This window comes from Streptomyces thermocarboxydus (assembly GCF_024760485.1).
GTDB classification, from domain to species: Bacteria; Actinomycetota; Actinomycetes; order Streptomycetales; family Streptomycetaceae; genus Streptomyces; species Streptomyces cellulosae.
Genome location: NZ_CP058273.1, coordinates 7063494 through 7078423, shown reverse-complemented (window position 1 = coordinate 7078423; position 14930 = coordinate 7063494). Strand labels below are relative to the sequence as shown.

Here is a 14930-nt window from a genome sequence, read left to right as displayed (position 1 = left end):
GTCGGGCGCCGACCGGACGTCAGGAGCGACGCCGGCACGCCCGGCCGGCGTCGCCTGCCGGGCGCCCGGACGGTGACCGGAATCGACCGGACGGAGCGTCGGCCGGCGAGGCGGCAGTTCGATTGAAACCGTTCAAAAGCGCCGCCAGCGCTCACCCCGGTTGTCGGCCGGGCTCCGGGCCGCCGACGCTCCGCCCCTCACACCCTCATGAGCCACTCCTGTCAACATCCGCCCCGCCGCAAGCGCTTACCCGCCTCCCTCGCCCGCTTTCACCGCGCCGCCCTCATTGACCCCACCCGCCCGCGCCTCTACGGTGGCCACGCTCACCGCATGTGAAACGATTCAATTCCTACCGTGCGAGGTGGCGTAGTGATCAGTCGCAGAAATGTCCTGGCGAGTACGGCGGCCGTGGTGGCCGCGTCGGCCGCCGGAGCCGGGCCCGCCCAGGCCGTGCCCGTGTCCCCCACCACCGTCCGGGCGGGCGGACGAGCCGCGCCCGTGGAGATCACCGCCCCCACCGTCGAGTACGCCCGGCATCCGCTGGGCCTGGACGAGCCGCGTCCGCGGTTCAGCTGGCCCATGGCTGCCGGCGAGCCGGGGCTGCGGCAGAGCGCCTACCAACTGCGGGTGGCCACCAGCGTCTCCGCACTGGCGCGGCCAGACGTCTGGGACAGCGGCCGGGTGACGTCCGAGGAGTCGGTCCTCGTGCCGTACGAGGGGCCCGAACTGCGGCCGAGGACGCGGTACTTCTGGACCGTGCGCGTCTGGGACGGGAAGGGCCGGGTTACGCCGTGGAGCGAGCCGGACTGGTGGGAGACCGGGCTGATGGACGCCGGGCAGTGGGCCGCGCGGTGGATCTCCGCTCCCGCGGAGCTGACCGACGCCCCGTCCTTCGAGGGCGGTCACTGGATCTGGTTCCCCGAGGGTGACCCGGCGAGCAGCGCACCGGCCGAGACCCGCTGGTTCCGGCGTACCGCGGAGCTGCCCGGGGAGATCAGCTCGGCCACCCTCGTCATCACCGCGGACAACGCCTACTCCGTGTCCGTCAACGGCCGTGAGGTGGCCCGCACCGATCTCGCCACGGACAACGAGGACTGGAAGCGGCCCGCCGTCGTGGACGTCCTCGGCCAGGTGGTTCCCGGCAGCAATGTGATCGCGGTCGAGGCGGCCAACGGCACCGTGGGGCCCGCCGGTCTGCTCGCCGTCCTCGTCGTGCGGACGGCGGCGGGCGAGCAGCGTGTCGTGACGGACGCCGCCTGGAAGGTCACCGACCAGGAACCGAGCGGGAATTGGCGAGACGGCGGGTTCGACGACTCCGGGTGGGCGGCCGCGCGGGAGGCCGCGCCGTGGGGGGCCGGTCCGTGGGGCACGGTCACGCCCGTGACGCACGCGGTGACCCGGCTGCGCCGTGAATTCTCCCTGCGACGCGGGAAGGTGCGGCGGGCGCGGCTGTACGTCACGGCGCTCGGACTGTACGAGGCGCACCTCAACGGTGTGCGCGTCGGCCGTGACCAGCTCGCGCCCGGGTGGACGGACTACCGCACGCGGGTGCAGTACCAGACGCACGACGTCACGGAGTTGGTGCGTTCCGGCGGCGGGAACGCTCTCGGGGTGTATCTCGCGCCGGGCTGGTACGCCGGGAACGTCGGCATGTTCGGACCGCACCAGTACGGCGAACATCCGGCGCTGCTGGCCCAGTTGGAGGTCGACTACGCCGACGGCTCGACGCAGCGCGTGGTGTCGGACACGGGCTGGTCCGCCTCGACGGGCCCGGTCGTCTCGGCCGACCTGCTGGACGGGGAGACGTACGACGCGCGCAAGGAGACGCCCGGCTGGACGTCGGCGGGGTTCGACGACACGGGGTGGCTGGGCGTCGGTGAGGCGGACGGGGTGGTGCCGGAGCGGGTGGTGGCGCAGGTGGACGCGCCGGTGCGGGTCACCCAGGAGCTGACGCCGGTCGGTGTCAGCGAGCCGAGACCCGGGGTGTTCGTGTTCGACCTGGGCCGCAACATGGTGGGGTCCGTGCGGCTGAGGGTGAGGGGCCGGGCGGGCACGGTGGTGCGGTTGCGGCACGCGGAGGTCCTCGACCCGGACGGCACCATCTACACGGCGAACCTGCGCTCCGCGAAGGCGACCGACACGTATGTGCTGAAGGGCGGTGGCACGGAGACGTACGAGCCGCGTTTCACCTTCCACGGGTTCCGTTACGTCGAGGTCACCGGTTTCCCCGGTACTCCGACGGTGCGTGCGGTCACCGGGCGGGTGATGCACACCGACGCGCCGGCGACGCTCACGTTCGCGACCGACTCGCCGATGCTGAACCAACTGCACGGCAACATCACCTGGGGGCAGCGCGGGAACTTCCTCTCCGTGCCGACCGACACCCCGGCGCGGGACGAACGGCTCGGCTGGACCGGTGACATCAACGTGTTCGCGCCGACGGCCGCGTACACGATGGAGTCGGCGCGTTTCCTGGCGAAGTGGCTGACGGACCTGCGGGACGCGCAGACGGCGGAGGGCTCCTTCACGCATGTGGCGCCCGACGTGGGGCGGCTGGGTGACGGGGCAGCGGGCTGGGGCGACGCGGGTGTCACGGTCCCCTGGGCGCTGTACCAGGCGTACGGGGATGTGCGGGTGCTTCAGGACGCGTGGCCGTCGGTGGTGGAGTGGCTGGGCTATTTGGAGGAGCACAGCAACGGACTGCTGCGGCCGGCGGAGGGTTTCGGTGACTGGCTGAACGTCGAGGACGAGACCCCGAAGGACGTCATCGCCACCGCCTACTTCGCGCACGTCGCGGATCTCGCCGCGCGGATGGCGCGCGAGCTGGGCCGGGACCCGGCGCCCTACGAGGACCTGTTCGGGCGGGTGCGGGACGCCTTCCGGCGGGCGTACGTCGACGCGGAAGGCCGGGTGAAGGGCGACACGCAGACCGCGTACGTCCTGGCCCTGTCCATGGGGCTCGTGCCGGACGAGTTGCGGGGCGCGGCGGCCGACCGGCTCGTGGCGCTCATCGAGGCGCGTGACTGGCATCTGTCGACCGGGTTCCTCGGCACGCCGAGGCTGCTGCCCGTGCTCACCGACACCGGGCACACCGACGTCGCCTACCGGCTGCTCACCCGGCGCACCTTCCCCAGCTGGGGGTACCAGATCGAGCGCGGGGCGACGACGATGTGGGAGCGGTGGGACTCGCTGCGGCCCGACGGCACCTTCCAGGACCCGGGGATGAACTCCTTCAACCACTACGCCTACGGCTCGGTGGGTGAGTGGATGTATGCGCACATCGCGGGGATCGCGCCGGGGCGGCCGGGCTACCGAGAGGTCGTCGTCCGTCCGCGGCCCGGCGGCGGTATCGACGAGGCGCGGGCGACGCTCACCTCGGTGCGCGGGCCGATCTCCACCCGGTGGAAGCGGCGGGGCGGGCGCTTCGAGCTGACGTGTTCCGTTCCGGCGAACACCACCGCGCAGGTGTGGATCCCGGCGTCGGCGAAGGACCGGGTCGAGCACAGGGGTGCGGCCCTGCTGCGGCACGAGGACGGGTGTCAGGTGTTCCGTGTGGGGTCGGGGACGCACCGGTTCGCGGTGTGAACCGCGCTCGGCTGCGCGGGCGTCGGGGAGGCTGGACGCCCGCGCGGCCGAGGGGGGTGCAGTGATCCGCCGGGGGTCGGCTGAGAGGGGCTGTGTCCGTCGCCGCGACGGAGAGTTCCCACAGGCGTGCGGCCGCGGCCTGGCCGACGGCGTGGGCGCGGACCCAGCCGTCGTCCGTCGGCCGCTGCTCGTCGGTGACCCGGGCGGCCGGGCAACGCAGCGGAACGGCTGTGGCTCCTCGATGCCCGTCAGCGCCGGGTCGAGGACCGGATCCGCGCTCTGGAGGAGTGCGCTCGATCACCGGCCGCAAGGTCGGCGTGTACGCCGAGCATGTCGCGCGGGGAACCGCGGCGGGGCTGTGGGACCCGACGGCCGGCGTGGAGCCCGTAACCCGGCACGCTCTCGAACCGAGACGTATCGTCTTGCCAGGATCCGGTGTGTGGCGTAGTGTCCTGCACATGGGTTCCCTGTGAGAGTGCCGGCGCCGACCGCGTAGAGCCGTGCTCCGCCGTCGTCGCGCCCAGCCGCGCAGCCATCCACCCCGTGTCAGGCCCGGGCTCTGCCCTGTTCGGCCAGAAGGGAACCGATCTTGCACTCCGCACAACTCAGCCTGCGCAACGTCACCAAGGGCTACCCCGGCCGTACCGTTCTGGACGACGTCTCCTTCACGCTCAAACCCGGCGAGAAGGCCGGTCTGATCGGCGACAACGGCGTCGGCAAGTCCACGCTGCTGCGGCTGATCGCCGGTCAGGAGCGGCCCGACAGCGGGGAGGTGACCGTGGGCGCCGTCGGCGGGGTCGGATACCTCCCCCAGACCGTCCCCCTGCCGCCGGCCGCCACCGTCCAGGACGCCGTCGACCTGGCCCTCGCGGACCTGCGTGCCTTGGAGGCCGAGCTGCACCGCGCCGCGCGGGGGCTCGACGCCGGCGGCGGCGACCCGGGCGCGCTCGCCGCGTACGAGGAGCTCCTCGCCCGCTACGAGGCCCGCGACGGGTACGACGCCGACCACCGGGTGGACATCGCGCTGCACCACCTCGGCCTGCCGGGGCTGCGCCGCGAACGCCCACTGGGCACCCTCTCCGGCGGTGAGCGCTCCAGGCTCGCCCTGGCGGGCGTCCTGGCCGGCCGGCCGGAGCTGCTGCTCCTGGACGAGCCGACCAACGACCTCGACGACGGGGCGGTCGAGTGGCTGGAGACGCAGCTGCGGGCGCACCGTGGCACGGTGCTCGCGGTCACCCACGACCGCGTGTTCCTGGAGCGCCTGACCACCACGGTCCTGGAGGCCGAGGAGGGAAAGGTCACGCGCTACGGCGACGGGTACGACGGCTACCGCACCGCGAAGGCGGCCCAACGGCGGCGCCGGATCCAGGAGTACGAGGAGTGGCGCGCCGAGCTGGCCCGCAACGAGCGGCTGGCCGCCGACCACGCCGCCCGCCTCGGCGTCATCCCGCGCAAGACGCCGATGGCCAACTTCGGCCACGGTGGTTTCCGGGCCCGCGGCCGGGCGCACGGCGCGATGGCCCGCATCCGCAACGCCCGCGAGCGGGTGCAGCGGCTGACCGCCGACCCGGTGGCGCCGCCGCCCGACCCGCTGGCGTTCACACCCGGCATGGCGGAGCCCGGAACCGCCCCGGAGGAGGACGCGGGGGCCGTTTCCGCGGACCTGCCGGCCGTGCACCTGTCGGACGTGCGCCTGGACGGCCGACTGCGGCTGGATGCGCTCACCCTGGGCCGCGGCGGGAGGCTGCTCGTCACCGGTCCCAACGGCGCGGGAAAAACCACGCTGCTGAGGGTGCTCGCCGGTGAACTGCGGCCGGACCAGGGCACGGTACGGGTGCCCGGCCGGGTGGGGCACCTGCGGCAGGACGAAACGCCTTGGCCGCCCGGCCTGACGGTGGCCGAGGCGTTCGGGCTGGGCCGCGTGGGCTCGGCCGACGAACACGCCGGCGCTTTGCTCGCCCTCGGCCTCTTCCGTCCCGCGGACCTGCGCGCACGGGTGGGCGAACTGTCGTACGGGCAGCGCCGGCGGGTGGACCTCGCCCGGCTGGTCGCCGAACCCGCCGATCTACTACTGCTGGACGAGCCGACGAACCATCTGTCACCGGCGCTGGTCGAGCAGTTGGAGGAGGCTCTGACGGGATATCCGGGGGCGATCGTGCTGGTCACCCACGACCGTGCGCTCCGGGCGCGGTTCGAGGGCGAGCGGCTTCAGCTGCCGTCGCGGGGGCGGGAGCGCGGGTCCGGGTGAGGTGACGGCGCACGGGCCGGGCCCCCGCCGGGCGGCAGGGGCCCGGGCGGGTCAGTTGGCGGGCGCCGGCATCGAGTGTTCGATCTCGCCCGGCCTCCGGGCGCGCTGCGAGCCGTCGGCCGGTCACCCGTCACGATCCGCAGTGGCCCTGAAAGGTTGCAGGGCGACGTCCGCGCAGGCTCAGCGCAGTTCGTCGTCGGCTGTCAGGCCCATCAGGTCGGCGAGTGCCTCGGCCGGGTCGGTGGACGGGAAGCCGGCGGGCCACCACCCGGTGTCGCGGCGGTGATAGGGGTACCAGCGGCCGTCGTGGCCCAGGCGGAGTTGGAGGTCCCGACCGGTGAGGGTCCAATGGTTGCCGTCGACCGTGATGGGGGGAAGTTCCTCTGCCTCCCAGGCAGTTGCGAGTGCGGTGCGGGCTAGGGCGGTCTGCTGGGTGGGTGGGGTCCAGGGGTGTTCCAGGACGTCCAGGGCTGCCCGGCCGCCTGTGCGCCATGCGGTCGCTGCGCGGTCCAGGTCCTCGGTGGGGCGGCCGCAGCCCTCGCGGAGGCGTTGCACGGCGCGCGGGTCGGGGTGGGTTGCTGCCAGGCGGACCGTGTCCTCCCAGGTGTCGAGGGGTTCCGGTGGCGCGGCGCCGAACCCGTGGGCGTACACGAGGAGTTCGCGGGCGCGCAGGGCCGCGTCCGCGGCGAGGCGGTCCAGCGGGTCGGCCTCGATGCCGGTCAGTGGTTCCTCGGGGGCGGTCGGCGGGTCGGGCAGTGGCGGCAGGGCGGGCAGTGGGGTGGCGGGGCGGGTGTAGGCCGCGCGCTGGGCGGCGTAGGTGTCGGGGGGCGGCGCGGCTTCCTCCGGCTCGCTCTCCACCGGCTCCCCCGGCTCGTCGGGGCCGGTCAGGGCCCTCAGCAGCAGTGCCGACTTGAGTTCCTCGACCGCTTCTTCCGCGGTGCGGCCGCGGATCAGGAGCAGCAGCCAGGGGTCGGTGTCCAGCAGCCAGGACAGCTGGTAGGCGAGAGCGGTGGCGTGCGGGCAGGGGTGGTCGAGGGCGTCGCAGTCGCAGTCGGCGTCGAGGTCGCCGTAGCCGGGCAGCATGCGGACCCGGGCGTCCTCGACGGCCTCCAGCAGGTCCTCGGGGAGGTCGCCGGCCAGCAGCGTCTCCGTCTCGGCGGGGCGGTCGGCGGTCTTCTCCCAGAGCAGGTCCCACTCGTCGTCGTCCAGCACCGTCAGCGTCAGCCGCGTACGGTACGTCTCCTCACCGCCGTACACCTCCGCGGCCACCCGTCCGGGGCTGACCGTGATGGGCCCGATGCGGCCGGTGCGGGCGAAGGAACGGCCCTTCCTCAGGGGGCCTTCCTCCGGCCAGACGTCCTCCACGGCCTCGGTCCACTGCGCGGCCCAGTAGGACTGGCCCCGTGCTCGGCCACCCCGGCGTGCGGCGAAGGCGGGGAAGCCCCGTGCGCCATGGTTCCGTGCGCCGCTGCCCTGTGCCTCGCTCATGCCGTTCTCCTCAGTTCCACCAGGTTGGCCAGCTCGTCGTTGGTCAGCTCGGTCAGGGCCTGCTCGCCGGAGCCGAGGACGGCGTCGGCCAGTTCTTTTTTCGCCTCCAGCAGGGCCGCGATACGGTCCTCGACGGTGCCCTCGGCGATCAGCCGGTGCACCTGGACGGGCCGGGTCTGGCCGATGCGGTGGGCGCGGTCGGTGGCCTGGGCCTCGACGGCCGGGTTCCACCAGCGGTCGTAGTGGACGACGTGGTCGGCGCGGGTGAGGTTCAGTCCGGTGCCGGCCGCCTTCAGCGACAGCAGGAAGACGGGGAACTCGCCGTCCTGGAAACGCCGTACGAGCTCCTCCCGTCCGGCGACCGGAGTGCCGCCGTGCAGGAGGGCGGCGGGGGTGCCACGGTCGCGCAGGTGGCGTTCGAGGAGGCGGGCCATGGTGACGTACTGGGTGAAGACCAGTGCGGCGCCGCCCTCGGCGGTGATGGTGGCGAGGAGTTCGTCGAGCAGCTCGAGTTTGCCGGAGCGTCCGGTGAGTCGAGGGTTGTCCTCCTTGAGGAACTGGGCGGGGTGGTTGCAGATCTGCTTCAGACCGGTGAGCAGCTTCAGGACCAGGCCGCTGCGGGCGATGCCGCCGGCGCCGGAGCGGATCTCGCCCATCACCGTCTCCACCTGCTTGCGGTAGAGGGTCTCCTGTTCGGAGGTGAGGGCGACCGGGCGGTCCGTCTCGGTCTTGGGCGGCAGTTCGGGCGCGATGCCCGGGTCGGTCTTGCGGCGGCGCAGCAGGAACGGGCGGACCAGCTCCGCGAGGAGGCGGGCGGTGTGCCCTCCGCCCTCCCCGTCCCCTTCCCTGCCGGCGGCGAGGGTGCGTTCGGCCTCGATGGGGGCGATCCAGCGTTTGCGGAACCGACCGTGGGTGCCGAGAAGTCCGGGTGTGGTCCAGTCGAGGACGGCCCACAGTTCGGAGAGGTTGTTCTCCACCGGGGTGCCGGTGAGGGCGATGCGGGCGCGGGCGCCGATCCGGCGGAGGGCCTTGGCGGTGGAGGAGTGCGGGTTCTTCACGTGCTGGGCCTCGTCGGCGACGAGCAGGCCCCAGGGGTGCGCGCCCAGCCGGCCGGCATCCAGGCGCATGGTGCCGTACGTGGTGAGGACGAAGCCCTCGGTCGCGCCGTCCAGGGTGCGGCCGGGGCCGTGGTAGCGGCGTACCGGGGTGCCCGGCGCGAAGCGACCCACCTCGCGTTCCCAGTTGCCCAGCAGGGAGGCGGGGCAGACCACCAGGGTCGGGCCGCGGTCCTCGGGGCGTTCCTGGCGCAGCAGATGCAGCGCGATCAGCTGGACGGTCTTGCCCAGGCCCATGTCGTCGGCGAGGCAGCCGCCGAGGCCCAGGGAGGTCATGCGGTCCATCCAGCGCAGGCCGCGCAGCTGGTAGTCGCGCAGGGTGGCGGTCAGGCGGGCGGGCTGCCGCACGGGACCGTCGCCGCCGTCGGGGTCGGCGAGGGCGCGGCGCAGAGCGTCCAGCCAGGCGCTGGGCGCCACCCGTACGCGTTCGCCGCCGAGGTCGGTGTGGCCGGTGAGGGCGACGGCGAGTGCCTCGATGGCGGTGAGCGGCGGCAGTCTGCGGTCGCGGGCCTTGCGGGCGATGCGGGCGTCGACGAGGATCCAGCGGCCGCGCAGCCGTACGACCGCTCCCCCGGCGGCGACGGCTGCCGCCTCGGCGTCGGTGAGGGGGTCGCCGTCGAGCTCGAGACGCCAGCGCAGGTCGACGGTGCCGTCGCCGCCGAAGAAGGACCGCAGGTCGGCGGGCGGGGTCCGGTCGGCGCCGGCCACCGCGTGGGCGGTGAGCGCGCCCGTGGACGTCTCGGGCCAGGTGACGTCGATGCCGTGCCCTGCGAGCCGGCCCGCGGCCCCGCCGAGGAGGTCGCGCAGTTCGTCGTCGGCCAGGTCCAGGGCGGTGGGGACGGGCAGCAGGCGTTCCAGTGGCTGCCACACGGCCTGGGCGCGGCGGACGGCGAGGACCATGTCGGCCTGGGCGCGCGGTCCGAGCGCGTGGTCGGCGCGGGCGAACAGCTCGTCGGCGTCCAGGGTGAGCGTGGGGTCGGCGAGGCTGTGGGCGCGGGGGATCAGGCGGGGGCGGGGCGGCTGCGTGGCCGGGTCGGCGCCGGGGGTGGCGTCGCTGAGTTCGACGCGCAGGGACATCCTGACGCCGGAGTCGAGGCCGGCGGAGATCTCCTCGGCCCAGGCGCGCAGTTGGGGCACGTGCTGGGGTGGAGTCGCGGCGAACGCCCCTCGGCCCGTGGCGCGTTCGGCGGCGGGGGTGCGTGGGAGGGTGTCGGCGACGGCGTCCAGGAAGGCGTGTACGAGCTCGGCCGGGTCGGTGCCGGGGACGGCGACGGCCTCGCCGGGGGCGGCGTCGGCGAGGGCGCGGATGCGGGCGATGTCGTCGGCGTCGAACGGGCCCGCGCGCCAGGTGTCGTAGCCGGCCGGGGAGACGCCGGGGAGGAGCCGTTCGCGCGCGGTCAGGTGCAGGGCGAGGGTGGTGACGGCTCCCCAGAAGGCGGTGGCGGGGTGAGGGGTGGGTGCGGGATCGGGGGCGGTCTCGGTCGGGTCGGCGGCCACGGAGGCCGTGGGCGGATCGGAGGACGCGGGGGTGGCCGTGCGGCGTGCGTGGAGGAGGGCGGGCAGGGCGCCGGCCGGGGTCAGGCGAAGGACCGGCACGGTCCGGACGGTGAAGCCGTCCCCGTCGGGGACCACGAGGTCCGCCTCACCCGGTTCACCGCCCGGCGGTGCCGGCGGGGCGCCGCCGGTGGGGTCCCAGAAGGCGATCCGGCCCGTGCGGGCGGGGTCCCCCGGTTCGAACACGGCCGCGCAGCACGCCAGTTGCGCGGCCTGCTGCGGTGTCATCCACTCCATGCGTTCCGACTCTCCCCGTCTTCCGGTCCCGGCCTGCGCCAGTTCAGAACTGCCGATGATGCCTCACCGCCGGCCGGCACCCTGGTCACGATGCCCGCCGAGGGCGGCGCGAGGATCGGACGACCCCCCTCGGAGCTCGACAAGGGTTTATGAACCGCGCAGACGGTTTGTCAAACATCCCTGCGTATCAGCGCGTTGACATCACCACCGCCGGGGCGTCGGTCAGTCCGCCGTCACCGGCTCGGCCTCACGGTTCGCGCTCGCCGCCTCCTCGTACACCCGCGCCCCTCGTTCCGGGGAGAAGTCCAGCTGCACGAGGACCGCGGGCACCGCGATGCCCGCCATGAGATGGCGCTGCAGGTCAGCCACCCGCTCGACGAGATCCGCCCGGCCGGTCATCAGCTTGGACAGGATCTGGACACCGGTGAAGGCCCCGACGAACATCTTCGCTGCGGCGACGACGTCCACGCCCGGCAGCAGCTCTCCGTTGGCACGGGCGGCGGAGAGGATCCCGGCATTGTGCTCGATCCAGCCTTCCATCGGCGCACGGCGGTCCAGGCCGTCCCGAGGGGACCCCTGTTCGACCGTCAGCCGCACGCTGCCACGGACGAGCGGCTCCCCCGCTGCCAGCATATGGGCGAGCACGAGCGCCTCGTCCAGACCTTGCTGCAACGCCAGCTCGCGCCGGGGCACCTCGGGCACGGACGTCAACTGCTGGGCCAGGACGGCCTGTGCCAGCTCCTCCTTCGAGGAGAAGTGGAAGTACAGGGCGCCCTTGGTCACCTTGGCGCGCCGGAGAATGGCCGAGATGGTCGCCGCCTCGTAGCCGAGCTCGTCGAACACCTCGCCCGCTGCCCGCAGGATGGCGTTCCGCGTCCTGACCGCTCGTTCCTGCTGCGCCATTCCGTGCCTCCGCCGTCCTGCCCTGCCGCACCCCTGGAAAAAAACCGGCAGGTTCGTATCTTAGCCCCGCTCAGGGCGCGTCGGCGTTGTCAGTCCGCTGCCGTAGTGTTCCCGGCGCTCGTACCGACTGGGAAGGTCAGAGGAATTGACTGGGCTGTCCGCTTTTCCGTTGCCGTTCGCGGCAAGCCGTACCTCATCGTCCATCGCGCCTCGGACGTTGCGGGAGATCGAGATGATGCAGTGCAGCGCGCAACTGCGGTCGAAGCCGCGGTGGTTCGAGAAGATACGTGATGCCGGCATCGTCGACCGGTGGACGCGGGAGGCGCTCGCGCAGGGGCTCACCGAGGCGCAGGTGCGGTATGTGATCGACGAGCTCGCGCACTACGCGGCGCTGCGGGACGAGGAGACTGGGGCGGAGGTGTCGGCCGTGGACGGGGTGTGGCAGTCCGACACGCTCGTCGACGACCGGCTCCGGCAGCGGCTGCGGGAGGCGGTTCGGGTACTGGAGGAGGTCCCCGAGGAGGAGCGGGACTGGCATCCCGGGTCCGACGGCCAGGTGCTCGACCTAGTGCACCCCTCGCTGTTCTGCCTGGTGAGGGAGGTCAGCGGGGTGTCCGGGCGGGCCTGGGAGAATCCGACCGACAGCTACTCGCGGTACGAGTTCTCGGAGAAGTTCCAGTGGCTGCCCACGGACGCCGACGTGGACGACGACGGACGCGTCGGCTTCCGCTCGTACGTGAACAACGTGCACCCGGAGAAGCACCGTGACCTCGTCGAGGTGTTGCCGGAACTGGTCGCACGCATGGTGCCGTTGTGGGAGAACGTCCTCTCCGACCTGCGGTGCCGGCGTCCGCTGCGCATGGTCGCCGACGAATACAACTGGTACGAGTCCGACGAGTACGAGGTACCGGAGCCCGAGGAGGACGACTTCGAGGACAAGGAGGCGTACGAGAAGGCGCTCGAGGCGTGGGAGTCGGCGGAGGAGGAGTGGTACGACAACCGCCGGCCGATCCTTCCGGACGCTCCCGAGTTCAGCCCGCCGCAGGTGCCCGAGGGTTCCGACCGGGTGAGTCTGCGGGGCCGGCGGCTGCAGGTGATCGTCAAGCTCGCCACCATTCACCTCACCCCGGACAAGCCCGAGTACGCGGGCGGCTCCTGGCACGTCGAGGGCATGCTCAACGAGCGGATCGTGTCCACCGGCATCTACTACTGGGACAGCGAGAACATTACCGAGAGCCGGCTCGGTTTCCGGGCGGCCGTCTACGAGCCCGACTACATGCAGGACGATCACACCGGCATGCGGGAGGTGTACGGGCTGGAGAACGAGGGTCCGCTCAACCAGTTCCTCGGCTCGGCGGCCACTCCGGCGGGCCGCTGTCTCGCCTTTCCGAACGTCTTGCAGCACCAGGTCGGCCCGTTCCGGCTGCAGGACCCCACCCGGCCCGGGCACCGCAAGATCCTCGCGGTCTTCCTGGTCGACCCGTCGCAGACCGTCGTCTCCACGTCCGACGTGCCGCCGCAGCAGCCGTGGGCCGACACCTCGACCATGACGCTCGAGCAGGCCAAGGCCTTCCGTGAAGAGCTCATGCAGGAGCGCAAGTTCTTCGTCGACGAGCACAACCAGCAGCTCTTCGAGCGGGAGTTCTCCCTCTGCGAGCACTGAGCCGCCGCCGCGGTGCCCGCCAGGTGGCCTGACGCGCCTGCCGGGCACCGGCCGAATGTCAGTCCCCGGTGTCGGCGTGGGAAGCGCTGAAGTGAGCGGCACGTCAAGGGGTGCTGACCGCCTACCTGTGCCACCACAACGCCGTCACCTACTCCTGCGCCTACGCCGAGCTGCAGTTCGCCGACCGCCGTGCCGCGGTGGGACCGGCCGCCGTGCTGTGGTAGGACCGGCGGACGTGTTGCTTGAGTTGCCGCGTCGCGATTGTTGGAGGACGTGACACGGGAACGGATGCGGTGATGTCGAGGGAAGGGGGACGGGATGACAGGGCGGGTGCAAGCGCGGTTCTGGGGCGGAGTGGTGGTGCTGCTCGGCGTGGCTCTGCTCGTCGGGCTTCTGGGGCGGTCGTCGGGTGAGAGTGGGGGCGGCGGAACCGAGGCTGCGGTTCCTGACTTCTCCGTCGAGCCCGGGCCCTCGGGGCAGCCGGTCGCTCCGAGCGGCCCGGTGCCGGTCACCACGGCCGAAGAGCGGTTCGACCTCTTCTCCTTCAGGGGCATCTGTCAGGGAGAAGCACCGCGACCCGTTCCGAGGGCGGCTCGTGTGTCGGCGTCGGGGTTGCACCCTTTGGTGGTGCATGTCAACGGGCTGTTGCATCAGTTCGCGGGCAGCGGCGGCCGTGATCGCGTCGACCCCTTCACGCCGTTGCCCGAGCAGGTACAGCTCGTCGCCTGCGCCGAGTACCAAGGGCGGGGGAAGCTGCTGAAGGAGTGCCGATACACCGCCCCCGACGCGGCGCCGCGGACGATCACCCACTACGAGGGCCGGTACCGGATGCGGGTGTACGAGGCCCTTACCGGGCGGCTGATCGGCACCCAGGGCATGGCCGGGCAGACCTCGGTCAGTTGCACGCCCTTCGTGAAGGAGGGAGCCGACAGCGTGGTGACCGAGGCGCCGGACGACGCGGCTCTGCGTGCGGTTCTGGGGCCGTACGCGCGTGGTGCGCGCCCCTGAGCCCCGTCGCGCGTGATCGGATCGGTCCGCAACGGTCGGGCCCGGTCAGGGGGCCCACTGCCAGGGTCGAGGGCGAAAGGAGGCCTCATGATCTCGGCACTCAACCAGCTCGTCGATCTCGTCGAGGAGCACCTCACCGAGGAGCTCGACCTCGAAGGGCTCGCGGCGGGGCTCGGGACCACCGAGTACCACCTGCGCCGGATGTTCTCGTCCCTGGCGGGCATGCCGCTCTCGGAGTACGTGCGGAGGCGGCGGATGACCGTCGCCTCCGGTGACGTCGTCCGGGGTGAGGAGGACCTGCTGGAGATCGCCGTCCGGTACGGGTACGGCTCACGGGAAGCGTTCGGACGTGCGTTCCGGGCGGTTCACGGCGCCGGTCCCGCGGAGGTGCGCCGCGACGGAGGCCCCTTGCGTACACAGCCGCAGCTCAGGTTCCGCCTGACCGTCGAAGGGAGCACTCCCATGGACACCCGCCTCGTCGACCGCCCCGCGTTGCGCCTGGTCGGACACTCCACCCGGGTCCCGCTCATCCACCGCGGGGTCAACCCGCACATCCAGCAGCACATCGCCGCCATCCCTGCGGAGGAGCACCGGCGCCTGAAGGCTCTGAGCGATTCCGAGCCGGCCGGTCTGCTCCAGGTCACCGACGACGCCGACCCGGACGGACGGGAGGGCACCGAGCTGACCTACCTGCACGGTGTCGCCGTCGGCACGGGGACGCCCGTTCCGGACGGGCTCGACGTCATCGAGGTGCCGGCGGGCATGTGGGCGGTGTTCCGTACCAGCGGGCCGCATCCCGAGGCCCTGCAGACCGCCTGGGCGGCGACCGCGACCGAGTGGTTCCCGTCCAACCCGTGGCGGCTGCGGCCGGGGCCCTCGGTCGTCGCGGTCCTCGAGCGGGCCGACGACTTCAGCACGGCGACCTGCGAGCTGTGGCTGCCCATCGAGTCCGCGTGACGCCACCACGGCGCCCCTAGTGCCGTACGGGGGACGCGGAGGTGAGCGCTCGGGCCGACGGTCGGTGTCGGCCCGAGCGCTTCCCGGTCGCCGTACCCGGCCCGACGTGGGCATTCGATCCTGTGCGCTTACTATGATCCCGCCGTTCTCGCGGACATGACACCGCTCCGGT

8 protein-coding genes are annotated in these 14930 nt (G+C 72.7%); 5 read left to right on the top strand and 3 right to left on the bottom strand.

Annotation, left to right across the window (positions count from 1 at the left end):
• Positions 1-369: 369 nt before the first annotated feature.
• Together AY578_RS32370 and AY578_RS32360 are read left to right on the top strand one after the other, a co-directional pair.
• Entirely contained in the window at positions 370-3585 is a 3216-nt protein-coding gene (locus tag AY578_RS32370; protein ID WP_026243639.1) for an alpha-L-rhamnosidase, read from the top strand.
• Between the two features lie 589 nt (positions 3586-4174).
• Positions 4175-5833 (top strand): TlrC/CarA/OleB/SrmB family ABC-F type ribosomal protection protein, encoded by a 1659-nt coding sequence (locus AY578_RS32360; protein WP_019523575.1) that lies wholly within the window; start codon positions 4175-4177, stop codon positions 5831-5833.
• A 180-nt stretch (positions 5834-6013) separates the two neighbouring features.
• Here AY578_RS32360 and AY578_RS32355 read toward each other — a convergent pair whose 3' ends face one another.
• The 3 genes from AY578_RS32355 to AY578_RS32345 form a co-directional block, all read right to left on the bottom strand.
• Positions 6014-7321, bottom strand: a complete 1308-nt coding sequence (locus AY578_RS32355; RefSeq protein WP_019523576.1) for an SWIM zinc finger family protein — start codon at positions 7319-7321, stop codon at positions 6014-6016.
• Positions 7318-10227, bottom strand: a complete 2910-nt coding sequence (locus tag AY578_RS32350; RefSeq protein WP_258906793.1) for an SCO1167/SCO6262 family helicase — start codon at positions 10225-10227, stop codon at positions 7318-7320. The genes AY578_RS32355 and AY578_RS32350 overlap by 4 nt, the downstream gene beginning before the upstream one ends.
• A 222-nt stretch (positions 10228-10449) precedes the next feature.
• Positions 10450-11130, bottom strand: a complete 681-nt coding sequence (locus AY578_RS32345) for a ScbR family autoregulator-binding transcription factor (RefSeq protein ID WP_028960417.1) — start codon at positions 11128-11130, stop codon at positions 10450-10452.
• A 145-nt stretch (positions 11131-11275) separates the two neighbouring features.
• Between AY578_RS32345 and AY578_RS32340 the strand changes: the two genes are divergently transcribed.
• From AY578_RS32340 to AY578_RS32330, 3 genes are all read left to right on the top strand, one after another.
• The gene (locus tag AY578_RS32340; RefSeq protein WP_078611453.1) at positions 11276-12793 is read left to right on the top strand and encodes a DUF4246 domain-containing protein; all 1518 of its coding nucleotides are present in this window, start codon (positions 11276-11278) and stop codon (positions 12791-12793) included.
• Positions 12794-13420: 627 nt separating this feature from the next.
• Positions 13421-13801 carry a hypothetical protein gene (locus AY578_RS32335; RefSeq protein ID WP_258906789.1) on the top strand — a complete coding sequence of 127 codons (381 nt, stop codon included), beginning with the start codon at positions 13421-13423 and terminating at the stop codon, positions 13799-13801.
• 87 nt (positions 13802-13888) lie between these two features.
• Positions 13889-14758, top strand: a complete 870-nt coding sequence (locus AY578_RS32330) for an AraC family transcriptional regulator (protein WP_258906787.1) — start codon at positions 13889-13891, stop codon at positions 14756-14758.
• The last annotated feature ends 172 nt before the right edge of the window (positions 14759-14930 follow it).

What these genes read in the sequence shown, in the direction of transcription:
- AY578_RS32355 (WP_019523576.1), bottom strand. Translation starts at nt 7,321, where the DNA reads ATGAGCGAGGCACAGGGCAGCGGCGCACGGAACCATGGCGCACGGGGC.
- AY578_RS32350 (WP_258906793.1), bottom strand. Translation starts at nt 10,227, where the DNA reads ATGGAGTGGATGACACCGCAGCAGGCCGCGCAACTGGCGTGCTGCGCG.
- AY578_RS32345 (WP_028960417.1), bottom strand. Translation starts at nt 11,130, where the DNA reads ATGGCGCAGCAGGAACGAGCGGTCAGGACGCGGAACGCCATCCTGCGG.
- AY578_RS32330 (WP_258906787.1), top strand. Translation starts at nt 13,889, where the DNA reads ATGATCTCGGCACTCAACCAGCTCGTCGATCTCGTCGAGGAGCACCTC.